Raw genomic sequence first — 22,321 nt, forward strand, 5'->3', positions numbered from 1 at the left:
CGATCTCCGGCATTTCCGCCGGCAACCTCACCCCGACCTCCGCGACCGTCAGCTGGACCACCAACGAGTCGGCCGACACTCAGATCCAATACGGTCCGACCACGGCGTACGGATCTTCAACCACCCTCAATACAACCCTCTCCACGGCTCACAGCCAAAACCTGACCGGGCTGACCGGCGCTACCACCTATCATTATCGTGTCCTCAGTAAAGACGCCGCCGGGAACCTCGCCACCTCCGGCGACAACACCTTCACCACCCCGGCCCCGCCCGATACCACGGCGCCGACCCTTTCCGGCATCACGATCAACAATCTCCTCTCCACCTCTGTCGTGATTGCGTGGACAACGAATGAAGGGGCGACCTCCCAGGTGGAATATGGAACCACCACCGCCTACGGCGCTTCTTCGGCCCTCAATACCACCCTCGTTGCAAGCCATACGAGAACGTTGAGCAACCTGAGCCCTTCGACGACCTATCACTACCGGATCATCAGCAAAGACGCCGCTGATAATATTGCGACGTCAGGGGACAGAATCTTCACGACGCCGGCCCCCCCCGACACGACACCGCCGGCCTTTTCCGGAATTGCCGCCGGAAACCTCACCAGCAACAGCGCCACGATCAGCTGGACGACGAATGAACTTGCCGACACCCAAGTTCAATACGGCACCACCACGGCTTATGGATCGACGACCACACTCAACAGCGTGCTGTCCACTTCCCACAGCCAGGGGTTGACCGGGCTTTCCGCTTCCACCACCTATCACTTCCGGGTTCTCAGCAAAGATGCCGCCGGAAATCTCGCGACCTCCGGGGATCACACCTTTACCACACCGGCCCCGCCCGATACCACACCGCCGACCTTCTCTGGAATCTCTGCCGGCTCCATCAGCAGCAGCAGCGTCACCATCAGCTGGACCACCAATGAGTTGTCCGATACCCAAGTTCAGTACGGCACGACCACGGCATATGGATCTTCTTCCGTCCTCAATACAACACTGGCCACGGCGCACAGCGAACGCCTGATCGGGCTGACTCCAGCTACGACCTATCACTTCCGTGTTCTCAGCAAAGACGCCGCCGGAAATCTCGCGACCTCGGGCGACAACACCTTCGTTACCCCGGCGCCGCCGGATAATAATCCTCCAACTTTTTCGGGGATCACCGCCAGCGGCCTGACGGCAGACTCGGTCGTGATCACTTGGAATACCAATGAAGCTTCCACCACCCGGGTGGAATATGGACTCACCACCGCATACGGCTCTCTCTCTACACTTGATTCGACTTTGGTAACGAATCACACCCGGACCTTGAGCGGCCTCAATCCTTCCACGACGTATCATTTCCGGGTCCTCAGCAAAGACGCCGCCGACAATACCGCCGCCTCCGGAGACCGCACCTTCACCACTTCTGCGGCGCTCGACACAACTGCGCCGATCCTTTCCGCCATTGCGGCAGGAACCGTGACGGCCACTTCGGCGGTCATCGGCTGGACGACGAATGAAGCCGCCACAGCCCAAGTGGAATATGGAACCACCACGGCCTACGGCGCGACATCCGCGCTCGATAACACCCTCTTAACCGGTCATACGAGAACGTTAAGCAATTTGACCCCTTCGACCACTTACCACTTCCGGGTCATTAGCAAAGATGCCGCCGACAATACCGCCACCTCCGGCGACAATACCTTTACGACAACGGCACCGCCCGATACAATGGCGCCGGCCCTCTCTGGAATCGCTGCGGGGGATCTCACCAGCAGCAGCGCCACGATCAGCTGGACGACGAATGAATTGAGCGACACTCAAATCCAGTACGGCACGACGACGGCGTATGGATCGACCACCTCGCTGAACAGTACGATGACGACCTCCCACAGCCAAAATCTGACCGGCCTCTCTCCTTCCACCCTCTATCACTACCGCGTTCTCAGCAAAGATGCCGCGGGAAACCTGGCGACCTCCGGCGACAACACCTTTACTACCCCGGCCCCGCCCGATACCACGGCGCCGACCCTCACGACGATCGCCGCCGGTAACCTCACCAGCAACGGCGTCACGATTACCTGGACCAGCAACGAGCCGGCCGACACACAGGTCCAATTCGGCACGACCACTTCTTACGGATCGACCACTTCGTTGAACGGCGCGATGACGACCTCCCATAGCCAAAATCTGACGGGCCTCTTGGCCTCCACGACCTATCATTTCCGGGTCCGAAGCAGAGACGCGGCCGGGAACCTGGCGACCTCCGGCGACAACATTTTCACGACACCGGCCCTCCCGGATACGGCGGCGCCGACCCTCTCCGGCATCACGACCGGCAATCTTACTTCCTCCTCCGTCGTGATCTCTTGGAATACAAATGAGCCGGCCACCGCGCGCGTGGAGTACGGGACGACAACGGCCTACGGCGCTCTCTCCACGCTCGACGCCACCCTCGGGACCGGGCACACCCGGACCTTGAACAACCTCAATCCGTCCACGACGTATCACTTCCGTGTGATCAGCAAAGACGCCGCCGACAACACCGCCCTCTCCGGCGACCGCACCTTCACCACCGCCGCGACCCCCGACACAACCGGGCCGGGGCTCTCTCAAATCACGGCGGGGGATCTCCGGGCCGACCGGGTGGCGATCAGCTGGGGAACCGATGAGCCTGCAACCACCCAGGTGGAATATGGAACGACGGCGGCGTATGGTAACCTGACCACGTTGAATGCCACGCTGATGAACAGCCACTCGGAAATCCTCTCCGGTCTCCAATCCGAGACCGTTTATCACTACCGGGTCCGAAGCGCCGATGCCGCGGGAAATCTCTCGGTGTCGGACGACCAGACCTTTACGACGGCCGCGTTGGGCGATGTCACCCCGCCGGCAGACGTCGAGCGCTTCAGGGCCGTCCCGGGCGTTCAGAACGTCACCCTCGATTGGGTCAATCCTTCCGAACTCGATTTCGCGGGGGTCCGTATCCTCTATCGAACCGATCGCTTCCCGGCCGATCTGAACGACGGAACGATCCTTGGGGATTTCGCGGGACAATCGAACGAATCGGTCAGCGTGATTCATGCCGGGCTGGAGAGCAACGTGACCTATTATTATTCCGCCTCCAGCTACGACCGTTCCGGCAACTTCCAGAACACGGCGCGCGCCTCGGCCATGCCGATGGGAATCGCGGAAAGCCGATCGACGTCTCAAGGGGATGGCGGGGCCGCGTCCGGCGGCGGCTGTGCGATGAATCTCCCCGAAAACGGCCCGTCCGCAGGACCGCTCGACTCGGCCGAATGGTTGGGTCTGATCGGGATCATTCTGGCGGGGCTGCTTCGGAAGGGTCAAAGAAAGCAGTAAAGGCACGCGCCGGTCGTGCCGAGAACGACGGCTTCTAAAAAACTCCCCTATTTTCTCCGTATACCGTTCGTTGCAACGGGACCGCTTCCCGAGGTCCCGTTGCAACAATCCGACCGCCGACGGTTTATGAATTAAACCGGATAAGGATCTGCCCGATCGCTCTTTATCTTATCCACGTTAAACCCGCTTCGTCCTACTTGCAGACGGCAATCCACTTCGTTTAGAATAACTCCTGTCTTGATGATGACATAGGAAAACCAATCCCCGCGCCATGGCCAAACGTTCAGATCCAATCCTCCGTTTCGTTTATTATTCCATGTTTCCGCCGCCGGCCTCCTTTGAGGCCAACCCCTCTTTATCAGGAGCCGCCCTTTCGGAAGATGAACGCTGAGGAAAAAATAAATATCTTGCTTGTGGATGACCGGTCTGAAAACCTTCTCTCTTTGGAGGCGATTCTCGACTCTCCCGATTACCAGATTGTCAAAGCCCAATCGGGCGAAGAGGCATTAAAACAGCTCCTCCTTCATCCCGATTTCGCCGTTATTCTGCTCGACGTCCAAATGCCGGAGCTCGACGGGTTCGAGACGGCGAAATTGATCAAGCGCCGGGCGCGGCTGAAGCACATTCCGATTATTTTCCTGACGGCCATCAGCCACGATGAAGACCATCTCTTCAAAGGCTACTCCGTCGGCGCGGTCGACTATGTTCTCAAACCGTTCAACGCGCATATTCTCAAATCGAAAGTCTCCGTTTTCGTCGCGCTGTATAAAAAGAATCGGGAGCTGCAACAGGAGCACAAAGCCAGGGTTGACGCCGAGGCGGCCCGGAACTATCTCTCTTTTTTGGTCGATGCAAACAGTCTGCTCGCCTCTTCTTTGGACTATCGAACCACGCTGAGCCGGGTGGCTCAGTTGGCCGTCCCCAAACTTGCGGATTGGTGCGTCGTCGACATCCTCGAAGAGGATCAATCGATTGAACGGCTGGCCACCGCGCATATCGACCCGGCGAAAGTGAAGCTGGCCTATGAGGTCGAACGCCGATATCCCTCCGATCCGAAGGCGACACGGGGGATTCCGCAGGTGCTTAGAAGCGGCACACCGGAGATTTATGCTGAGATCAGAGATAATGTATTGGAAGAGAGTGCCCGGGATCCGGAGCATTTACGCATTCTCCGGGAGCTCGGCCTTAGGTCGGTGATGATCGTTCCATTGATCGCCCGCGAACGAATCTTCGGCGCCATTACGTTCGTCACGGCGGAGTCGGGCCGCCACTATGCGGAAGAAGATCTCCTCTTCGCTCAGGACCTCGCCCGGCGCGCCGCCTTGGCCATCGACAATGCGCGGCTTTACTCGATCTCACAGCAAGAGCTAGCCGAGCGGGAGCGGGTGGAGCGGGCGCTCCAGCAGCTCAATGAGCGGATTCGCGAACAGGCCGGCACGCTCAATGGGATTCTCTCCGCCTCGGTCGACAATATCTATGTGCTCGATCACGAAGGCCGCTACAAATTCGTCAGCGACGGCGGGGCGGCGGTTTTGGGATTCAGCGCATCCGACATGGTCGGAAAGAATTGGCGCGACTTGGGGCTCCCCGCCGAGGTGATGGAACAGTTCGATCGGAGAAGAAAGCAGGTCCTCTCGACCGGCCGGCCGGACAAAAGCGAGGTCCACTTTATGGCGCTGTCGGGGATGCGCTTTTATGAATATATTCTCTTTCCGATTTCGACCGAAGGGGGACGGCCTCATGACGTTGTGGTGATCTCCCGAGACATCACGGAGCGCCGCGCGTCGGAAGAAGCGCTGAAACGGAAGACCCTCGAAGCCGAAGAGTCGAGCCGCCTCAAATCACAGTTTGTGTCGAATGTCTCCCACGAGCTCAGAACCCCGCTCAATGCCATCTTCGGATACACCCAGCTTTTACTCGATGAAACCTACGGCGCAATCGGACCTGAACAAAAGGAGCCGCTGAAAGGGGTGGCGAGGAATGCCAAAGAGCTCCTCAGTCTGATCAATCATGTTCTGGATTTGTCGAAAATCGAGTCGGGTAAGGAGACGGTCTCTCCGGAACCGCTCCGGTTGCCCGATTTACTGGAAGAGATCGTAGAAGGGATGAAACCGCTCTTGGAGAAGAAACCGCTCACGCTTCGCTGGGATGGAATCGAATCGCTCCCCCCGATTGTGTCGGACGGGAACAAGGTGAAGCAGATCTTGACCAACCTCCTCTCCAATGCGATCAAATTCACACAGAGGGGAAGCATTACCGTTTCGGGAAAAAATCATCCCGAAAGGGAGACCGTCGAGATCGCCGTTCAGGATACCGGCATCGGAATTCGGCCGGAAGCGCTTCCGAAGCTCTTCACCGCCTTTTACCAGATCGATGCCGATCTGACCCGGGAATACGAAGGGGTCGGCCTCGGTTTGAAAATTGCGAAAGACCTTTCCCGCCTGCTTCATGGAGAGATCCGGGTGGAGAGCCGATACGGCGTCGGCTCCACCTTCACCCTCTCCCTCCCCACCCGGTGGAAGGAGAGGAACGGATGATTTTCGCCTTCTGTCGGAACCTACTTTAATTCCTTGAACTCGATTTCCGGATAATGTTTCTGATGAAAAGCGCACTCTCTTTCGGTGGAGAATAGGGCAACCATCTGCCCGTCCCGGTCCTGCAAGTGCATCCCGTCCCACCGGAGCCGAATCATCTTGTCGATCGCTTGAGGGTCGCCGCTGATCCACCGGGCGGAGGTATAGGGGAGACGCTCCACCGATGTCTCGACATCATATTCATATTGGAGCCGCGCCTGGACGACATCGAATTGGAGATTCCCCACCACCGCCAGAATCGGCTCGCGGCGGGCGCCGTCGGGCGAGAAGAGAACCTGCATCACCCCCTCTTCCTCCAATTGCTGAAGCCCTTTTTGGAATTGTTTGTTCTTGGACAGGTTCCGATTGATCAGAATGCCGAAACATTCCGGATGAAACCGGGGAATGCCGTCATACTTGAGCGACGCCACGGAGCAGAGGGTGTCGCCGATGGCGAAGAGGCCGGGATTGACCAACCCCACCACATCGCCGGCGAAGGCCTCTTCGATCGTCTCCCGCTCCCGGCCGAAGAGGCGGTGCGGCCGGGTCATCCGGACTTTCCGATCGAGCCGGGAATGGTAAACCAGCATATCTTTTTCGAAGCGCCCGGAGCAGACCCGCAGGAAGGCCATCCGGTCCCGGTGCCGGCGGTCCATGTTGGCCTGGATCTTAAAGATGAATCCGGAGAAAGCCTCGATCCCGGGCGCAACCAGGCCGTGGCTGCTCATCCGGGCCCCCGGGGGGGGCGCCAGTTCTTTGAGGCCGGCGAGGAACGGCTCCACGCCAAAGTTGTGGATGGCGCTTCCAAAATAAACCGGCGCCACCTCTCCCTTTAGAAACCGTTCCCGCTCGAACGAAAATCCGGCCCCCGCCAAAAGCGCCACATCTTCGCAAAGCTGTCGGTAGGCCGACCCGCCGATCTCTTCCACAAACTGGGGATCGTCGATTTCGCCGACCCAAACCGGCGCCCGCTGTTGACCGCGGACCGTCCTCTGAAAGCGGAGGACCTGTTTCTGCTCCAGATCATAGACCCCCTGAAAATCGGGTCCTTCTCCGATCGGCCAGTTCTTCGGCACCGCCCCCATCCCGAGGACTTTTTCGATTTCGTCCAGCAGGTCGAGCGGCGGCCGGCCCGGCTGGTCCATCTTGTTGATGAAAATCAAAATCGGGATATGCCGCATCCGGCAGACGTCAAAGAGCTTTTTCGTCTGCGGCTCGATCCCCTTGGCGCCGTCGAGCACCATCACGGCGCTGTCGACCGCCATCAAGGTCCGGTAGGTATCCTCGCTGAAATCCTGATGGCCCGGCGTGTCGAGGAGATTGAATCGATCTCCCTGATAATCGAATTGAAGCGCGGTGGAGGTAATGGAGATCCCCCGCGACTGCTCCATCTCCAGCCAGTCGGAGGTGGCATGGCGCTGGTTCTTGCGCGCCTTCACCGCGCCGGCCAGCTCGATCGCGCCAGAATAAAGCAACAGCTTCTCGGTGAGGGTCGTTTTGCCGGCATCCGGATGGGAGATAATGGCAAAGGTCCGCCGGCGCTCCACCTCGCGCTTGATTTCTTCGATGACAGCCATCTCGGCCAGTTCAAACATATGTTCTCTCAACGAATAATGAGGATGAAAGTGAGAAGAGATAAAGAGGATGCGGGGTCCGCCCGGCGCTCCTGGTTCTCCCGGCGGAACGGCACTCCAGACAGGAGGATGACGGGGCCCTTCGCTTCAGCAGCGGCCCTTCCCGTCACCCGCGCTTTTCCTTTGCTCATCGGCTCACAAAAGATGAAAAGTACAGGATAATCGGACTCCTGTCAACCCGAGGAGGGACTTGGGAATGGGATAGGATACGGAGCGGGATTCCCCCCTCCGCGGGAATGACGGCCCGGAAGAGAGCCCGCTTTGGGCTGAGACTTTTGCGGACGGTTACGAAACGCTCGCGGGAAAACGGAACCTCTTACCTGAAGACCTCGGTCAGAATTTTAATGATCTTTTTGTGAATGAGCTCTTCGGTCACTTCTGTCAGCGGCGCCTCTCCGGCTGCGCCGGAACGGCCGCTCAGGCCGGGAGAGATCGTGCTTTCGCTAAACCGCGCCCGCTGGGCATGTTTATCGCAGAAAACAGTAAAATAGGGATACTCATGAGAGGGCCGGAGCGGGTCTCGGCCGACGAGAAAACAGATCGAGATCGAGGCGCCCCGGCGTTTGACGTCATGGGTGATTTCATCTTTACTCTCGTCAATTCTGTATGAATAGCCTTTTTCCGAGATGTACTTTCCGATCGCCTCCATCGCCGGCTTGATCGTCGTTTTCTGGTGAAGGTAAAACTGGGACAAAAACTCCTCTTCCCGGCGCCCTTTTTCCTCTTCAAGCTTCTGTGCGTTGTCTTTCTTTTCTTGGTGCGTCCGAAAAATCGTATCGAGGTTGGATTTGATGTCGTCCTTCATTCGTCTTCTCCGTTGTTTGAGGAGTCACCCGCTGATGAGGAAAATTTCCTCTTCAACCCCCGTCCCCCTCCGGGGAGGGTGAATCTCTGCGGGAGTCGTTGCAGGTGATTCTAAGACCAATGACAACAACTGTCAATTACGATTATTAAGAACAGATCCTCGACCTATTTTGTCATACGGACGCTTCTCCACAAAGCCCCCAAACCCTTTGATTCAATCTCCTCCGGCTCGCTGCCGGAGCGGCCGTTCCCCGCAATGGCGCGGCCCAGCGCGTAGACGGCGCGCCCAATAATGAGATAGGTAGCGGCAAACAGGAGCAGATCGACCGCCTGGTGCTTTACGTCGGCCCGGCGCTGTCCGAACCGGGCACGGAGGCCGTTCCGTTTGAATTCGCTTAGCACGCCGGTTTCGGTGATCGGGTTGTCCGGCCGACCCCTTAAAAGCGCTCCCAGCCGGCTCTCGATCACATCGACGCGATCGGCGCCCAGAAGGAGGAGCCAATGCGCCGTCCGTCCTTCGCTGAGCGTATAGGCGTATCGCCGGATCGCCCCGGAGAGCCCTTTCGGCGGGCACGCCGTGCCGAACACGGGGGTCAGGAATTTATGCTCGGGCGATTTCTCCCGCGGCCAGCGTTCGACCTGCCGCTCGGGAAAGTCCCAGTGGGCGCCGGTATTCGGGTTGAATTTCTCTTTCGGAACGGCCGGCCGGTCTTTCGGATCGAGATCGACCCCCCAGCCGGGAATCCGGTTGCGAAGCGCCTCCGTGTCGTATGCGATCTTCGGTTTTTGCGCGATATATCCCATGACCCTCTCCTTTTATCTTCTCTATTCTGTCTATGCTGCTTGAGCTTGAGGTTGAATCAACGGTTTGATGCAGTTGTCGAGCTTGCTCGAGAAAATGTGGTAGCCTTCGGCGATTTCTTCGAGCGGGATGCGGTGCGTCACAATCTCGCTCGGCTTGAGGACGCCGTTCCGGACATGTTCGAAGAGGCGCGGCCAATGCCGCTTGACGCTGCATTGGTTCGTCCGAATCGTCAGCCCTTTGTTCATCGCATCTCCGAATTTGACGGCGGAGAAAAGCGGGCCGTAGCCCCCGATCGCCGACACGTTGCCGGCTTTTCGTACGGAGTCGATCGCCCAATTGAGCGCCACCGGCGAGCCCCCCTGCAGCTTCATCTTGCTCGACGTCAGCACCTGGAAGAAGCTTCCGTCCGATTCACACCCGACGGCGTCGATGCAGAGGTCCGCGCCGAGGAAGTCGGTCATCTTTTTGATATGCATCACGATGTCGTCGTGCTCGGTAAAATTGATCGTCTCGGCCTGCGCAAACGTCTGGGCCTTTTCAAGGCGATAATCGAGATGATCGACGACGATCACGCGGCCGGCCCCCATCAGCCATGAAGATTTGGCGGCGAAGAGCCCGACGGGACCGGCGCCGAAGACGACGACCACGTCGCCCTCTTTGATGTCGCCCAGCTCGGCCGCGAAATATCCCGTGGGACAGGCGTCGGTGAGCAGGACCGCGTCCTCTTCATCCATCCACTCCGGAATCTTGCTCGGGCCGACGTCGGCGAACGGCACCCGCACATACTCTCCCTGCGCGCCGTCGTACCCGCCCGCGGTATGCGAGTAGCCGTAGATGCCGCCGACGGCGCTCGCGTTCGCGTTCGTGTTGTGGCAGTTGCTGTAGAGCTCTCTGACGCAGAAGAAACACGAGCCGCAACAGATGTTGAACGGCACCAGAACCCGATCGCCCCGTTGCAGGTTCCGGACCGACGCGCCGATTTCTTCGACAATGCCGGTGAATTCATGACCGAACGTCATGCCGACGCGCGTGTCGGGCATCATCCCGTGATAAAGGTGAAGATCCGACCCGCAGATCGCCGCGCGCGTGACCCGGACGATCGCGTCATTCGGATGCTCGATCGACGGCCTCTCCTTCTCCTCCACGCGCACCCGGTAAGGGCCGCGATAAACCATTGCACGCATCATTATTTCTCCTCGCAAGATTTTTAGATTCAGGACCCGTTCCGCAAGCGACAGGCCGGCTTGAATAGACTTGGGTTCAGTCTAGACCCTTTGAAGAGGAAATTCAGTAAGCAGGGAAACCATTAAAAAGGGGTATCTCGCCGCGTCATTGCTGAGCGAATGAGCTTTCCGACAGACCGGTCGATCATCCGGATGCGCGTTGATTTGAGGAAAGATCGCTCCAAGGGAATAATAAAGAATGATAAAGATGGAAGGAAAGCCGGTATCGCAGGGAAAAGATGGCTTGCGGTTTTGATTGATCTATTTCTGTTCAGTCATTTCTTCAGAAACTCGGCCAAGATCTTCGCCGTATGCGATCCGTTGCGGGCGCGGATGATCTTCTCCGGCGGTCCCGCCGCGACGATCCGGCCGCCGCCGTCCCCCCCCTCCGGCCCCAGGTCGATCAGCCAGTCGGCTTCGGCGATGATGTCGAGGTTGTGCTCGATCAGAATGACCGTATTGCCCGCCGCCACCAATCGGTGCAACACCCGGATCAGCTTTTCCACGTCGGCCATGTGCAGGCCGATCGTCGGCTCGTCCAGCACATAAAGCGAATGGGAAAAGGCCGCCGACTCGGCCTCCACCGGCTTCGCCTTCGCCAGCTCGGTCACCAGCTTGATCCGCTGCGCCTCCCCGCCGGAGAGGGTCGGGCTCTGCTGACCCAGGGTCAAGTAGCCGAGGCCGACATCCTGAAGCAGCCGCAGGGCGTGGTGAATCCGGGCGTGGGCGGTGAAGAATTCGGCCGCTTCATCGACGCTCATGGCGAGCACTTCGCTGATGTTCTTCTCTTTGAAGCGGACCAGCATCGTTTCGGGGGTGAAGCGGGCGCCGACGCAGACCTCGCAGGCGACCGTCACGTCCGGAAGGAAGCTCATCTCGATCTTCCGCGCCCCCTGCCCCTCGCACCCTTCGCACCGTCCCCCCTTCACGTTGAACGAAAACCGGCTCGGACCGTAGCCGCGCATCCGGGCTTCCGGGGTCGCGGCGAAGAGGCGGCGGATCTCGTCCCAAAATCCGACGTAGGTCGCGGGACAGGAGCGAGGGGTCTTTCCAATCGGCGTTTGGTCGACTTCGAGGACGTTTCGGACCGACTCCCAACCGCGGATCTCATCGCACCCGGCGAGACCCGGCGCGCCGCGGCCCCGCTTGGCGGCGAGAAGGTGTCTCAGATTGTCGTGCAGGACACTCCGGACCAGGGTGCTCTTGCCGCTGCCGCTCACGCCGGTAACGCAGACGAGCCGACGGAGCGGAAGATCGATCTTGAGATTTTTCAGATTGTTCAACCGGGCGCCGACGATCGTCAGGCGCGGCTCCCCCGCGTTGAGCGGCGGCCTCCGCTCGATCAACGGATGCCGGAGCGGCTCGGCCAGAAATTTCCCGGTGACCGATTCGGGATGACGCATCAACTCTTTCACGGAACCCTGGGCCACCACATGCCCGCCGTTGCGTCCGGCGCCGGGACCGAGATCGACCACATACTCCGCGCGGCGGATCGTCTCCTCGTCATGCTCGACCACCACCACGGTATTCCCCTTCGCTTCGAGCGCGTGGAGGGTGTCGAGCAATAGGCGGTTGTCGCGCGGATGGAGGCCGATCGTCGGCTCATCGAGGATGTAGCAGACGCCGCGCAGGTTCGATCCGAGCTGCGAGGCAAGGCGAATCCGCTGGGCCTCGCCGCCGGAGAGGGTCGGCGCCGCCCGATCGAGCGAAAGATAGCCGAGGCCGACCTGCTTTAAAAACGCCAGACGGGATCGGATCTCCGCCAGAAGATCCCGGGCGATCTCCGCTTCCCGTCCCTTTAGCTTGAGATCACGGAAAAACCGCTCCGCCGCTTCAACCGGAAGGGCGGCCATCTCGGCGATATTTTCATTTCGGAAACGGACGGCGAGCGCCTCCGGGCAGAGGCGCTTCCCCTCACAGGCGGGGCAGGTCGCTTCGGCCCCTTCCCACCAGGCGTTCCACCAGATCTCCTCCCCCGTCTGCTCCTGATCGAACCCCGGAAGGACGATTCCCGTTCCATAACAGCGCCCGCACCAGCCGTGCTTCGAGTTGTAGGAGAACAGGCGCGGATCGAGCTCGGCGAAGCTGCGGCCGCAGCGGGCGCAGGCCCGCTTGATCGAGAAAATTTTCTCGGAGGGGGCGATCTGGACGACCCCCTTCCCGAACGCCAACGCGCGGGTCAGCAGCGCGCGCAGCGCGGCCTCCGCCGACGGCTGGACCTTGATCTCGCCGATCGGCAATTCAATGTTGTGCTCCTTGAACCGGTCGAGCCGCGGCCACGGCGCAACCGGCGTCATCACCCCGTCGACCCGAAGCTGTGTAAAACCTTTCGCCTCCGCCCACTTCGCCAGGTCGGTGTAATAGCCTTTCCGGGCCACGACGAGCGGCGCCAGCAGACTGATCCGTTTCCCGCGTTCATCGCGCATCAATCGGGCCAGGATCGCTTCCGGCGTCTGCTGCTCGATCTCGATATCGCAATCGGGACACGATTGCGTCCCGAGCTTCACGAAGAGGAGCCGGAGAAAATGGTAAATCTCGGTCATCGTCGCGACGGTGCTCTTCCGTCCCCCGCGGCTGGTCCGCTGCTCGATCGCCACCGTCGGCGGGATGCCGAAGATCGCATCGACGTCGGGCCGGGAGGAGGGCTGGACGAACTGCCGGGCGTAAGCGTTGAGCGATTCGAGATACCGCCGCTGCCCCTCCCCGAAAAGAATATCGAACGCCAGCGTGCTCTTGCCGCTCCCGCTCACCCCGGTGATGACGGTGAACCGGTCGCGCGGAATTTCGACATCGACCCCCTTCAGGTTGTGCTCCCGCGCGTTATGGATCCGGATCACATCGTTCTTTCCCGATCGATTCGCGCGGCGCGCCGGACGGGCCGACGGCACGACCGAGACGACCGCCTGCGCATACGCTTTCAAAGCGACACCGGTGTGGCTCCGGTCGCACTTGGCGACTTCCTCCGGCGTCCCGGCGCAGACAATCTCCCCACCGGCATCGCCCCCCTCGGGACCGAGATCGATGATCCAATCCGACGCGCGGATCACATCGAGGTTATGCTCGATCACCACCAGCGAATGTCCCTCGGCGAGCAGCCGCCGAAAAGCGCCGAGGAGCTTGGCGATGTCGTGAAAGTGGAGTCCGGTCGTCGGCTCATCGAAAAGGAAGAGAAGTCCTGTTTCACCCGCTTTTCCGCCGTGGGCTTCGGCGAGAAACCCGGCGAGCTTCAGCCGTTGCGCCTCGCCGCCGCTCAAGGTCGGAACCGGCTGGCCGAGCCGAAGGTAATCGAGCCCGACCGCCTGGAGCGGCTCCAACGATCGGGCGACCTCGACATCGCCCGCAAAAAAAGCGAGCGCTTCGGAGACGGTCATTTCGAGCACATCGGCAATCGACTTAAGCGCCCCCTTCTCGGGGGCGTTCGACGGGGCCACCTTCACCTCCAACACTTCCGGCCGGTAGCGGCGGCCGTCGCAGTCGGGACAGCGAAGGTAGACATCGCTCAAGAACTGCATCTCGACATGCTCGAAGCCGCAGCCGGCGCAGGTCGGGCAGCGCCCCGTCCCCGCGTTGAAGCTGAAGGTCGATGCCAGATAGCCCCGCTCGCGCGAGAGCGGCTCGGCGGCAAAGGCTTTGCGGATCGCCTCAAACGCCCCGACGTAGCTCGCCGGGTTGGAGCGGGTCGTCCGCCCAATCGGCGATTGGTCGACGAGGACCACGTCGCGGATCTGCTCATGGCCCCGGAGCGCCCGGTGCCGGCCCGCCGGTTCGGTCGGCTTCCCCTTGATTTTGCGGAGCGCCCGATAACAGACATCCTGCAGGAGGGTCGATTTTCCCGAGCCGCTCACCCCGGTCAAACAAACCAGCCGCCCCAGCGGGATCTTCACATCGACGTTTTTCAGATTATTTTCCGCCGCCCCCACGATCTCAAGCGACGCGGATGCCGGCGGCTTCGGGGCCCGATCTGCTTCCGACGCGACGGCGCGTTTTCCGGTGAGGTATTCGGCGGTGAGAGAGCGGCGCGCCCGCAGCAGTTGTCCGGGGGTGCCGAAGAAGACGATCTCTCCGCCCCGCTCCCCCGGCCCCGGCCCCAAATCGAGAATCCGGTCGGCGGCAAGCATCACCTGCGGGTCGTGCTCCACGACGATTAGCGAATTTCCGGCGTCGCGAAGGCGTTGGAGGACACCGATCACCCGTCCCATGTCGCGCGGGTGCAGCCCGATGCTCGGCTCGTCGAGGACGAAGAGGGTGTTGACGAGCGACGTGCCGAGGGCGGTCGTCAGATTGATCCGCTGGACTTCGCCGCCGGAGAGGGTCCGCGACTGGCGGTCGAGGGAGAGATAGCCGAGCCCGACCTCGACGAGATAACGGAGGCGTGTCCGGATTTCTTTGAGGAGGAGATCGGTCGCTTCATCCAACGGCGCCGGAAGCTGAAGCCGGTCGAAAAAACCGGCGCAGCGCTCGATCGGGAGGAGCATGACGTCATGGATCGTCAGCCCCGGAAGCGCGGCGAAGGCCGCGGTATCGATCGAGACGGAGGCCGGCTTGAACCGGCGCTCGGGCGGAAGCGCCCGATCGGCATCTTCCCCGGTCCCGATCCGCCAGAGGAGGGGGTCGGGTTTGAGCCGGGCGCCGAGGCAATCGGCGCAGGGAAGATAGGCGCGGTACTTCGAGAGAAGGACCCGGATGTGCATCTTGTAGCTCTTCGTCTCCAGCCACCGGAAAAACCGGCGCACGCCGTACCACTTTTTATCCTCCCACTCCCCCTCTCCTTCGATCACCCACCGTTTCTCCTCTTCGCCGAGCTGTCGCCAAGGGGTGTCGATCGGAATCCCGCGGCGGCGCGCGAGCCGGATCAGATCCTCCTGGCACTCGCGGTTGCTCTCGGTCTGCCAGGGGCGGACCGCCCCCTGTGCGAGGCTCTTCCCTTCATCGGGGATGACGAGGCCGTCGTCGATCCCCATTGTCCGGCCGAAGCCGCGGCAGGCGTCGCAGGCGCCGATCGGCGAATTGAACGAAAAGAGGCTCGGCGACGGATCGCGATAAACGAGATCGCAGTCGGGGCAATGGAAGTCGGAAGAAAAGCGACGGGGCGCGCCGGTCTGACCGGCCTCATCGAACGGATAAATCGAAACACGGCCCCGTCCCTGGTGAAGAGAGATCTCCAGCGCCTCGACCAGGCGGGGGCGGCGATCGGGAGTGAGCCGGACGCGATCGGAAATCACTTCGAGAAGCCCGTTCTGCTCCCGGTGAATCCGCGTGTAACCCTGTCCGGCGAGCAAGCCCTTCATCTCTTCCGCCGAGAAGTTCTGCGGAATCGGCACGGGGAAAACGATCAACGCCGACAACCCGTTTTCGTCTTTTGCCAGAAGCTCCTCGGCGATGCTGTCGGCCGTGTCGCGCCGGACGATCCGGCCGCAGCCGCGGCAGTAGAGCCGGGCGGCGCGCGCAAAGAGGAGCTTGAGGTGGTCGTTCAACTCGGTCATGGTTCCAACCGTTGAGCGCGAGGTCCGGACCGGGTTGGTCTGATCGATCGCGATCGCCGGCGGAATCCCTTCGATCCGGTCGGTCCGGGGCTTGTCCATCCGGTCGAGAAACTGCCGGGCGTACGGCGAGAAAGTTTCGACGTAGCGGCGCTGCCCCTCGGCATAAATCGTATCGAACGCGAGCGACGATTTCCCCGAGCCGCTCACCCCGGTAACGACGATCAATTCGTTGAGCGGAAGCTCCAGTTCAAGCCCCTTCAGATTGTTCTGCCGGGCCCCTTTGATGGAGATAAAATCTTTCGACATGTGTCATCTTTAATGAAAAGGAGGCGCTGCCATCCGCGCCAAACGAACGTTGCATCTTATCACGATTCGCATCCGGAAACACGGGGGTGGAAGTCATTAAGGTGATCAGAAAATCGGTCGGACTCGCCCGGTGCCTGCCATCCAAATCCCCTTCAAGCAGCTCTCCAGGGCCGGCTCTTCGGCCGTGGTCACCAGGATCGCGGCCGGAACGTTTTCCCAGTGCCGCAGGTCCGGTTCGATGGTTTTTCGAACCACCCCCGGAGATTCTTTTATCATCTCAAAACCACTCTCGATCGCCCCCCGGCACAAATCACCATGGCCCTTCATCCACGCATCCAAGGCGCATCCCCCCACCGCGAGGCCGGTCCCGAATGCAAAGGTGGTCGCGCCGTAGACGAGTCCCACCGGAAGCCGAACCCAGCTCTGAAGGTTTAAAAGGGGGTGATAATCGTGATGATACCTCCCCGCGATCTTATCAAACCAACTCTCCGTGGAAAGCCGGACCCCGGTGTCGGAGGCGCAATCTTCGAGGAAGCCCAAAGCCGGGTAGATGGCGAAATAACCGCCGGTCGAATCGATCCATTTCACTTTCCATTCGATCTTCGGAAAGAAATCGACGGCATAGACCTTCCACTCCGACCGAAGCGCTTCCCTCCGATCGATCGCTTCCATTCGCCGCATCGCGAAGGCGCCGATCGTCTCATCGACATTCTTTTGCAGGCGCAGGCGGCTCCAATCGACCCGAGATTCCGGGACCTCGCCCAGCCGCTCCCAGAGCACCGCTTGAAGCAAGATGTTCACCGGGTCTTCCCCGAAATTGTAAAGCCGGGTCATCAGCTCATGATCGAGCCGCCTCAGCTCCACCTTCGCCGCTTCGGTTTGGCCGAGCTGCCCGTAGCTTGCCGCAAGAAGGAAAGAGAAAAAAGCGCGCTCGTGACTTTCCAAAACATAGTCGATCAAGGTCCCATCGGGGAAAAAAAGATTGCCGGTCTCTCTGACAATCGAAAAGGTCTTTTGGCGATAGGCGCTCTGGGCCCTTGGACCGTACTGAATGACCTTCTCATAGCAGCGATTGTAATAGGCCTGCGCGATCAGATTGAGGGTCTCGATCCGGTTTTGGAAGTCGATTCGATGATCGATCTCACGGCATAAAGACTGATCGGCCGATTGAAGTTCATACAGACCGTTTCCGTGCCGGCTTTGGCAGCCGTACCCAACGAATAAGAAGAGAATCAGATAGGAAAGAGCGAATCGACCCGGCTTCAGCAATAACGGCCTCCCCGTCACATGATTTGGAGAATTCTAGCCGGAGGTGCGCCGAAGTTCAATCTTTATCTACCTCTTTTTTGGAAGGGTAATCCCTTTGAACTATTGACTCGCTGATAGGCCTCCCCTTTATACTGATATTGAAGCGATCATTCGCTATGAAGGCCCATCCTCAACCCTCGTTGATTTACCCGCTTCGTGAGGGTAGATGAAGAGGGCCTTCAATTTTTGAATTCATCTGAGTCTAATGATAGGAGGAAAAAATGAAGTGTAAAGATATCATGACGCCCAATCCCAGCTACTGTTCACCCGAGGAGATCTCGGTTAAAGCGGCCCGGATCATGCGGGATGAAGATGTCGGGATCGTCCCGGTGTGCGAAGAAGACAAAAAGCTCGTCGGGGTGGTCACCGACCGGGACATCTGCCTGACCGTCGTGGCCGAAGAGAGACACCCGCGGGAGGTGAAGGTCTTAGAGTGTATGAGCGAGGACCTCGTCACCTGCAAGCCGGAGGACGATGTCCAGAAAGCGGCCGACTTAATGAAGGAGTATCAGGTCCGGCGCATTCCGGTGGTGGATGATCAAGGGCGCATCCTCGGCATGATCGCGCAGGCCGATATCGCCCTCAAAGTCGGAAAACCGGAAGAGGTCACCGAGACCGTTCAAGAGATCTCCAAGCCGAGCAAAGCGGCATAACTGTTTTCATTGAGTCCTCACAAAAAGAGGGTGCGGAAAAAATTTCCGCACCCTCTTTGAACGACCTGCCCGTCCGGATTAATTGTCCCGCCATTTTCTCCAGAGAGCCAACCCGATCAAGCCGCTCCCCATCAAAATAAGCGACCCCGGTTCCGGAACCGAAACCACTTCCTTATCCTTCTTATCCTTTTTATCCTTGGGGGGCTTACGGGGAAGATCTCGGAAGGTGTCACGCCGTTTTTCTAGCGAGCCCGAAAAAGACGACCGATGCTGATTCTTCCGATTTTCCAAATCCGACCGGGAAAGGAAAGTCGTCCCTCTTTCCAAATCGATCGGGACGGCAACGGCCCGATCGGTCGCTGCAAACAATACGGCCAACAGGGCCCCTATCGTCATTATCCTCTTCATCTTTTCTCCTTTATCTTCGAACGTATTCCAGCTTACAGATCCCCTACCCCAACCTCTGCCGCAATCAATATGCAATGCAACGTCCGTTCCAACAGGTCGGGCCGGAATCAGCGTCACATTCTCCAAGTTTTGAATGCCCTGTGCCGGGCGATGAGGGGAAATCGAATCCAAAATCGATCGAAACATCTACTTCGATATAAACAATTCATCCTATATTGAAACGGAATGGAATGGGGGATCGAACGGTTTCTAGCGGTGCGATGGATATATGGAAAAAAGAGTCACGGGGGGGAACCACTCTCTCTCCGAACGGAGCCGCCTTCCGGCCTGAAGCCGGCTCTGTCGATCAATTTTTATCCGAAACGTGCGGCGGAGAATAAAACCGGAAAAGATTTCCCCCTTGTTTTTTAGCGCGGTACATCGCCTGATCGGCTTTTTGCAGCAATGTTTCGGCATCCGTTCCGTCACGCGGGTAAAGAGAAATGCCGATGCTCGCCGTCACTGAAAAAAGATACCCCTCCAGGCTGAACGGCTCGGCCAATGCATTGACGATATTCTGCGCAATGATCGTGACGTTTTGGGCTTCCGACAGATCGGGGATGATCAGGGTGAATTCATCCCCTCCCAGCCGGGCAACCGTATCGCTTCGACGCGTAGAATGGGTCAACCGCTCGGCCATCTCTTTGAGCAATCGATCTCCAATCGCGTGGCCGAATGAATCATTAATTCCCTTAAACCCGTCCAGATCGAGAAAAAAGACGGCGATCAACTTCGGATAACGCCGGGCCCGCTCGACCGCCTGGTTCAGCCGATCGGTAAAAACGACCCGGTTCGGCAGGTGGGTCAATGTGTCGTGACTCGCCAAAAACTGAAGGTGATCCTCCATCCGTTTTCGTTCCTTAATCTCCTCTTGAGCCGCCCGATAGAGTCGGGCATTGTCCACCGCCATGCCGACCCGGCGGGCCAAATCTTCCGCCAGGATCAGATCGGCCGGACGATAGCGGCGGCCCGAATCGGTCAACACAAACGAGATGGCGCCGAGCGTCCGCCCCCGGGCTAAAAGCGGCACGATGATGGCCGATGTCAACCCGAGCGATCGGCCGATTCTCAGATGCGCTTCATTCTGCGCGACGGAGGCCAACATCGCATCGGTAATCTCCGGGAGGAAGATCGGCTTTCCGGTCCGCAGGACCCGTTGAAGAGGGTGTTTCCCGCCCGGATCGGGGGGATAGCGGTTGATCAGCTCTTTTCCGATCTTCTCTTTGGAAGGGTCGCTCGCGGCCACGGCCAGGCGGCGCACCGTTTGATCTTCTTCCAGGATATCGACCGCGCAACCGTCGGCCAGATAGGGAACCGCAAGGCGCGCCACGCTGGAAAGGGTCGCCTCATAATCCAAAGAGGAGGAAAGAAGGGTGCTGGCCTCCGCCAGAAAAGCCATGTGCCGCCGCGCCTCCTCCGCTTGGGCGCGCGCAACACGCTCCTGCATTAAGAAGCGGTCCCGCTCTTCCTCCGTCCGTTTGCGCTCGCTGATATCCCGAACATAGCCGGTAAAGAGGGGGGGACCGTCGAGGGGAATCCGGGTGATCGTCACCTCGGAGGGAAACTCGCTCCCGTCGGCCCGCATCGCCGTCATTTCGATCCGGCGGTATAAGACCTTCTTTCCTTTGGCGGCAAGACAGTGGGCCAGACCGGCCCGATGCCGTTCCCGGAGAGCGGGGGGAATGATCAATTCCGCCATCTCCTTTCCGATCACATCGGCGCGGCAGTAACCAAACGTGTTCTCGGCCGCCGGATTGAATTCAACGATCTTCCCCTCATGATCGATGGTGATAATACAATCGAGCGACGATTCCAGAATCGCCCCCTTGCGCGCCTCGCTCTCGCGGAGCGCCTTCTCCATCTCTTTTCGCCCGGTGATATCCCGCTTGATCGACGAGATGCCGACGACCTTTCCCGCATTGTCTCGAATCGGTGAAACCGTCATGGAGACGTCGATTCGCTTGCCGTCTTTTCTCACCCGCACCGTCTCGGAGTGGGTCACCGGTTCCCCCTGCGCGATTCGATCCTGGATCTCCTGAAATTCATTCAGGCGCTCGGGCGGGAAGAGAATCGAGATCGGCTGATCCAGAACCTCTTCCGACGAATAACCGAAGATCTTCTCGGCCCCGCTGTTCCAGCTGGTGATGATCCCGTCGAGGGTCTTTCCGATGATGGCGTCTTCGGACGACTCGACAATCGCCGCCCATTGAACGAGGGTCTCCTCCGCCTGTTTCCGCGCCATGAATTGGCCGATCTGGCTTCCGACGTTCGACATCATTTCGAGCAAGCTGTCGTCCGGCTTCTTTCTCCCGGAACAAAAGAACTCCATCACGCCGAGAATTTTATTCTGGCCCCGAACCGGAAATGCGAAGGCCCCATGCAGTCCTTCCTTTGCCGCAAGGGAGGCTCGGGCCAACAGCGGCTCCTCAGCCGCATCGATGATCCAGGTCGGCTCGCCATGGCTCCAGACCTGTCCGGGAAGGCCCTCGTTCGGCTCAAAAATCATCTCTCGACTCGACGCTTCAAAATCGGAGCCATTCGCGGAAGGGGCCTGCCAGGTTTCAACACAGGTCAGGGCGCTGACCTGATCACTGACTCTCCAGAAAATACCGATCGTCCATCCCAGACTTTCACAGACGATCCGAAGGATTTTCGGAACGGCGTCCGACAGGGTTTTGGACTGGGCCAACACATGTGTGATGGCATGCTCGGCGGCAAGCCGCTCTCTGAACAGCTTGCCTTCTTGGGTGCTCTGTTTTAATTCGGCAAGTTGAATCCTGAGATTAAAACGACAGGTCACCTGCCGAGCCGCTGTTCGCAGGGATTCGATCTGATCGGGATGGAGGACTTTCGGAGTCGGACCCATCACAGAGAGCGTTCCCACGACCTCTCCCCGGTCGGTCATGAGAGGCACGCCGGCGTAAAAGCGGAGCGGACCGGACCGGACCCGTGGGTCCGTTGAAAATCGCGGGTCGATCGACACATCCGACACGATAAAAACATCGGATTGCAAAATGGCGTGGGAGAAAAACGGCAGGTCAGGCGGATTCGCTTGCGGCTCCAGGCCGATGCCCGACTTGATGTAGTGTTGGTTGTTCTCGATGACGTGGATAAATGCGATCGGCGCGGAACAGAGTTGAGCGGCAAGACGGGTGAGGTCGTCGAAGGTTTCTTCGGATAATATGTTTACGATCGCCGGTCCATGACGGGCGTTCAACCCCGCGCCCTCTTCCGGTCTAGGTCCCTTCATTGTTTCTCCAATAATTTGATTGTCAAAACACTTGCGCGCACTCCTTCAGTCAATTCTTATGGCGGAAGGATCAACGATCTTCCAGATCTGCTCTCATCCGATTCTCATCTAAATTATGCCACTTTTTATTAAATCGGTATGACATAAGTCCATGTTTTAGTTAATATTTTTCTAAATGATAACGTCTAGGCATAATGGTTGCTGTAAAAAATATGTTACTTTTTTGTGGTATGGAAGAGTTAAAAGACCAAGGATGAGGATAAATTCGGAGACTACCGGAAGGGAGGTTACGAAGGTTACCGTCCGATTTCGCCCAGGAAACGGAATTCTCGGACCACAACCCCCTCTACACCGCGCTTGATGAGAGCGTCGATGTCGGGCTTCACCTCGGCTTGATGGATCGCCTCGAGGCGGGCGCGGACGGCGGGGTGCGGCGGAGGATCGGAAGCGCGGCCACTTCCTGAATCACGGCGAGATACAAAATG

Annotated in this window: 11 protein-coding genes; 3 read left to right on the forward strand and 8 right to left on the reverse strand. The window is 59.2% G+C overall.

The genetic code is table 11. From position 1 onward, the window contains the following. Positions 1 to 11: 11 nt before the first annotated feature. Together MCM46_04580 and MCM46_04585 are read left to right on the forward strand one after the other, a co-directional pair. Entirely contained in the window at positions 12 to 3,350 is a 3,339-nt protein-coding gene (locus MCM46_04580; protein ID MCG3111081.1) for a fibronectin type III domain-containing protein, read from the forward strand. A 380-nt stretch (positions 3,351 to 3,730) separates the two neighbouring features. Continuing rightward, entirely contained in the window at positions 3,731 to 5,887 is a 2,157-nt protein-coding gene (locus MCM46_04585; GenBank protein MCG3111082.1) for an ATP-binding protein, read from the forward strand. 20 nt (positions 5,888 to 5,907) lie between these two features. Here MCM46_04585 and MCM46_04590 read toward each other — a convergent pair whose 3' ends face one another. The 6 genes from MCM46_04590 to MCM46_04615 all read right to left on the reverse strand — a co-directional run bounded on the left by MCM46_04590 (position 5,908) and on the right by MCM46_04615 (position 17,447). After that, the gene (locus tag MCM46_04590) at positions 5,908 to 7,518 is read right to left on the reverse strand and encodes a peptide chain release factor 3 (protein MCG3111083.1); all 1,611 of its coding nucleotides are present in this window, start codon (positions 7,516 to 7,518) and stop codon (positions 5,908 to 5,910) included. A gap of 355 nt (positions 7,519 to 7,873) precedes the next feature. Beyond that, the gene (locus MCM46_04595) at positions 7,874 to 8,362 is read right to left on the reverse strand and encodes a hypothetical protein (GenBank protein MCG3111084.1); all 489 of its coding nucleotides are present in this window, start codon (positions 8,360 to 8,362) and stop codon (positions 7,874 to 7,876) included. A 164-nt stretch (positions 8,363 to 8,526) separates the two neighbouring features. Continuing rightward, on the reverse strand, positions 8,527 to 9,165 hold the full coding sequence (locus tag MCM46_04600; protein ID MCG3111085.1) for a hypothetical protein: 639 nt from the start codon (positions 9,163 to 9,165) through the stop codon (positions 8,527 to 8,529). A gap of 30 nt (positions 9,166 to 9,195) precedes the next feature. Further along, the gene (locus MCM46_04605; protein ID MCG3111086.1) at positions 9,196 to 10,353 is read right to left on the reverse strand and encodes a glutathione-dependent formaldehyde dehydrogenase; all 1,158 of its coding nucleotides are present in this window, start codon (positions 10,351 to 10,353) and stop codon (positions 9,196 to 9,198) included. Positions 10,354 to 10,664: 311 nt separating this feature from the next. Beyond that, on the reverse strand, positions 10,665 to 16,178 hold the full coding sequence (uvrA, locus tag MCM46_04610; protein MCG3111087.1) for an excinuclease ABC subunit UvrA: 5,514 nt from the start codon (positions 16,176 to 16,178) through the stop codon (positions 10,665 to 10,667). Positions 16,179 to 16,283: 105 nt separating this feature from the next. Next, the gene (locus MCM46_04615) at positions 16,284 to 17,447 is read right to left on the reverse strand and encodes a hypothetical protein (GenBank protein MCG3111088.1); all 1,164 of its coding nucleotides are present in this window, start codon (positions 17,445 to 17,447) and stop codon (positions 16,284 to 16,286) included. 260 nt (positions 17,448 to 17,707) lie between these two features. Here MCM46_04615 and MCM46_04620 point away from each other — a divergent pair, with 260 nt between their 5' ends. Beyond that, the gene (locus tag MCM46_04620; protein ID MCG3111089.1) at positions 17,708 to 18,139 is read left to right on the forward strand and encodes a CBS domain-containing protein; all 432 of its coding nucleotides are present in this window, start codon (positions 17,708 to 17,710) and stop codon (positions 18,137 to 18,139) included. A 78-nt stretch (positions 18,140 to 18,217) separates the two neighbouring features. On the opposite strand, the gene MCM46_04625 is transcribed toward MCM46_04620, so the two are convergent. Beyond that, positions 18,218 to 18,547 (reverse strand): PEP-CTERM sorting domain-containing protein, encoded by a 330-nt coding sequence (locus MCM46_04625; GenBank protein MCG3111090.1) that lies wholly within the window; start codon positions 18,545 to 18,547, stop codon positions 18,218 to 18,220. Between the two features lie 346 nt (positions 18,548 to 18,893). Then, entirely contained in the window at positions 18,894 to 21,836 is a 2,943-nt protein-coding gene (locus tag MCM46_04630; protein MCG3111091.1) for a PAS domain S-box protein, read from the reverse strand. Positions 21,837 to 22,321 lie beyond the last annotated feature (485 nt).

Source organism: Candidatus Manganitrophus morganii, assembly GCA_021651055.1.
GTDB classification, from domain to species: Bacteria; Nitrospirota; Nitrospiria; order SBBL01; family Manganitrophaceae; genus Manganitrophus; species Manganitrophus morganii.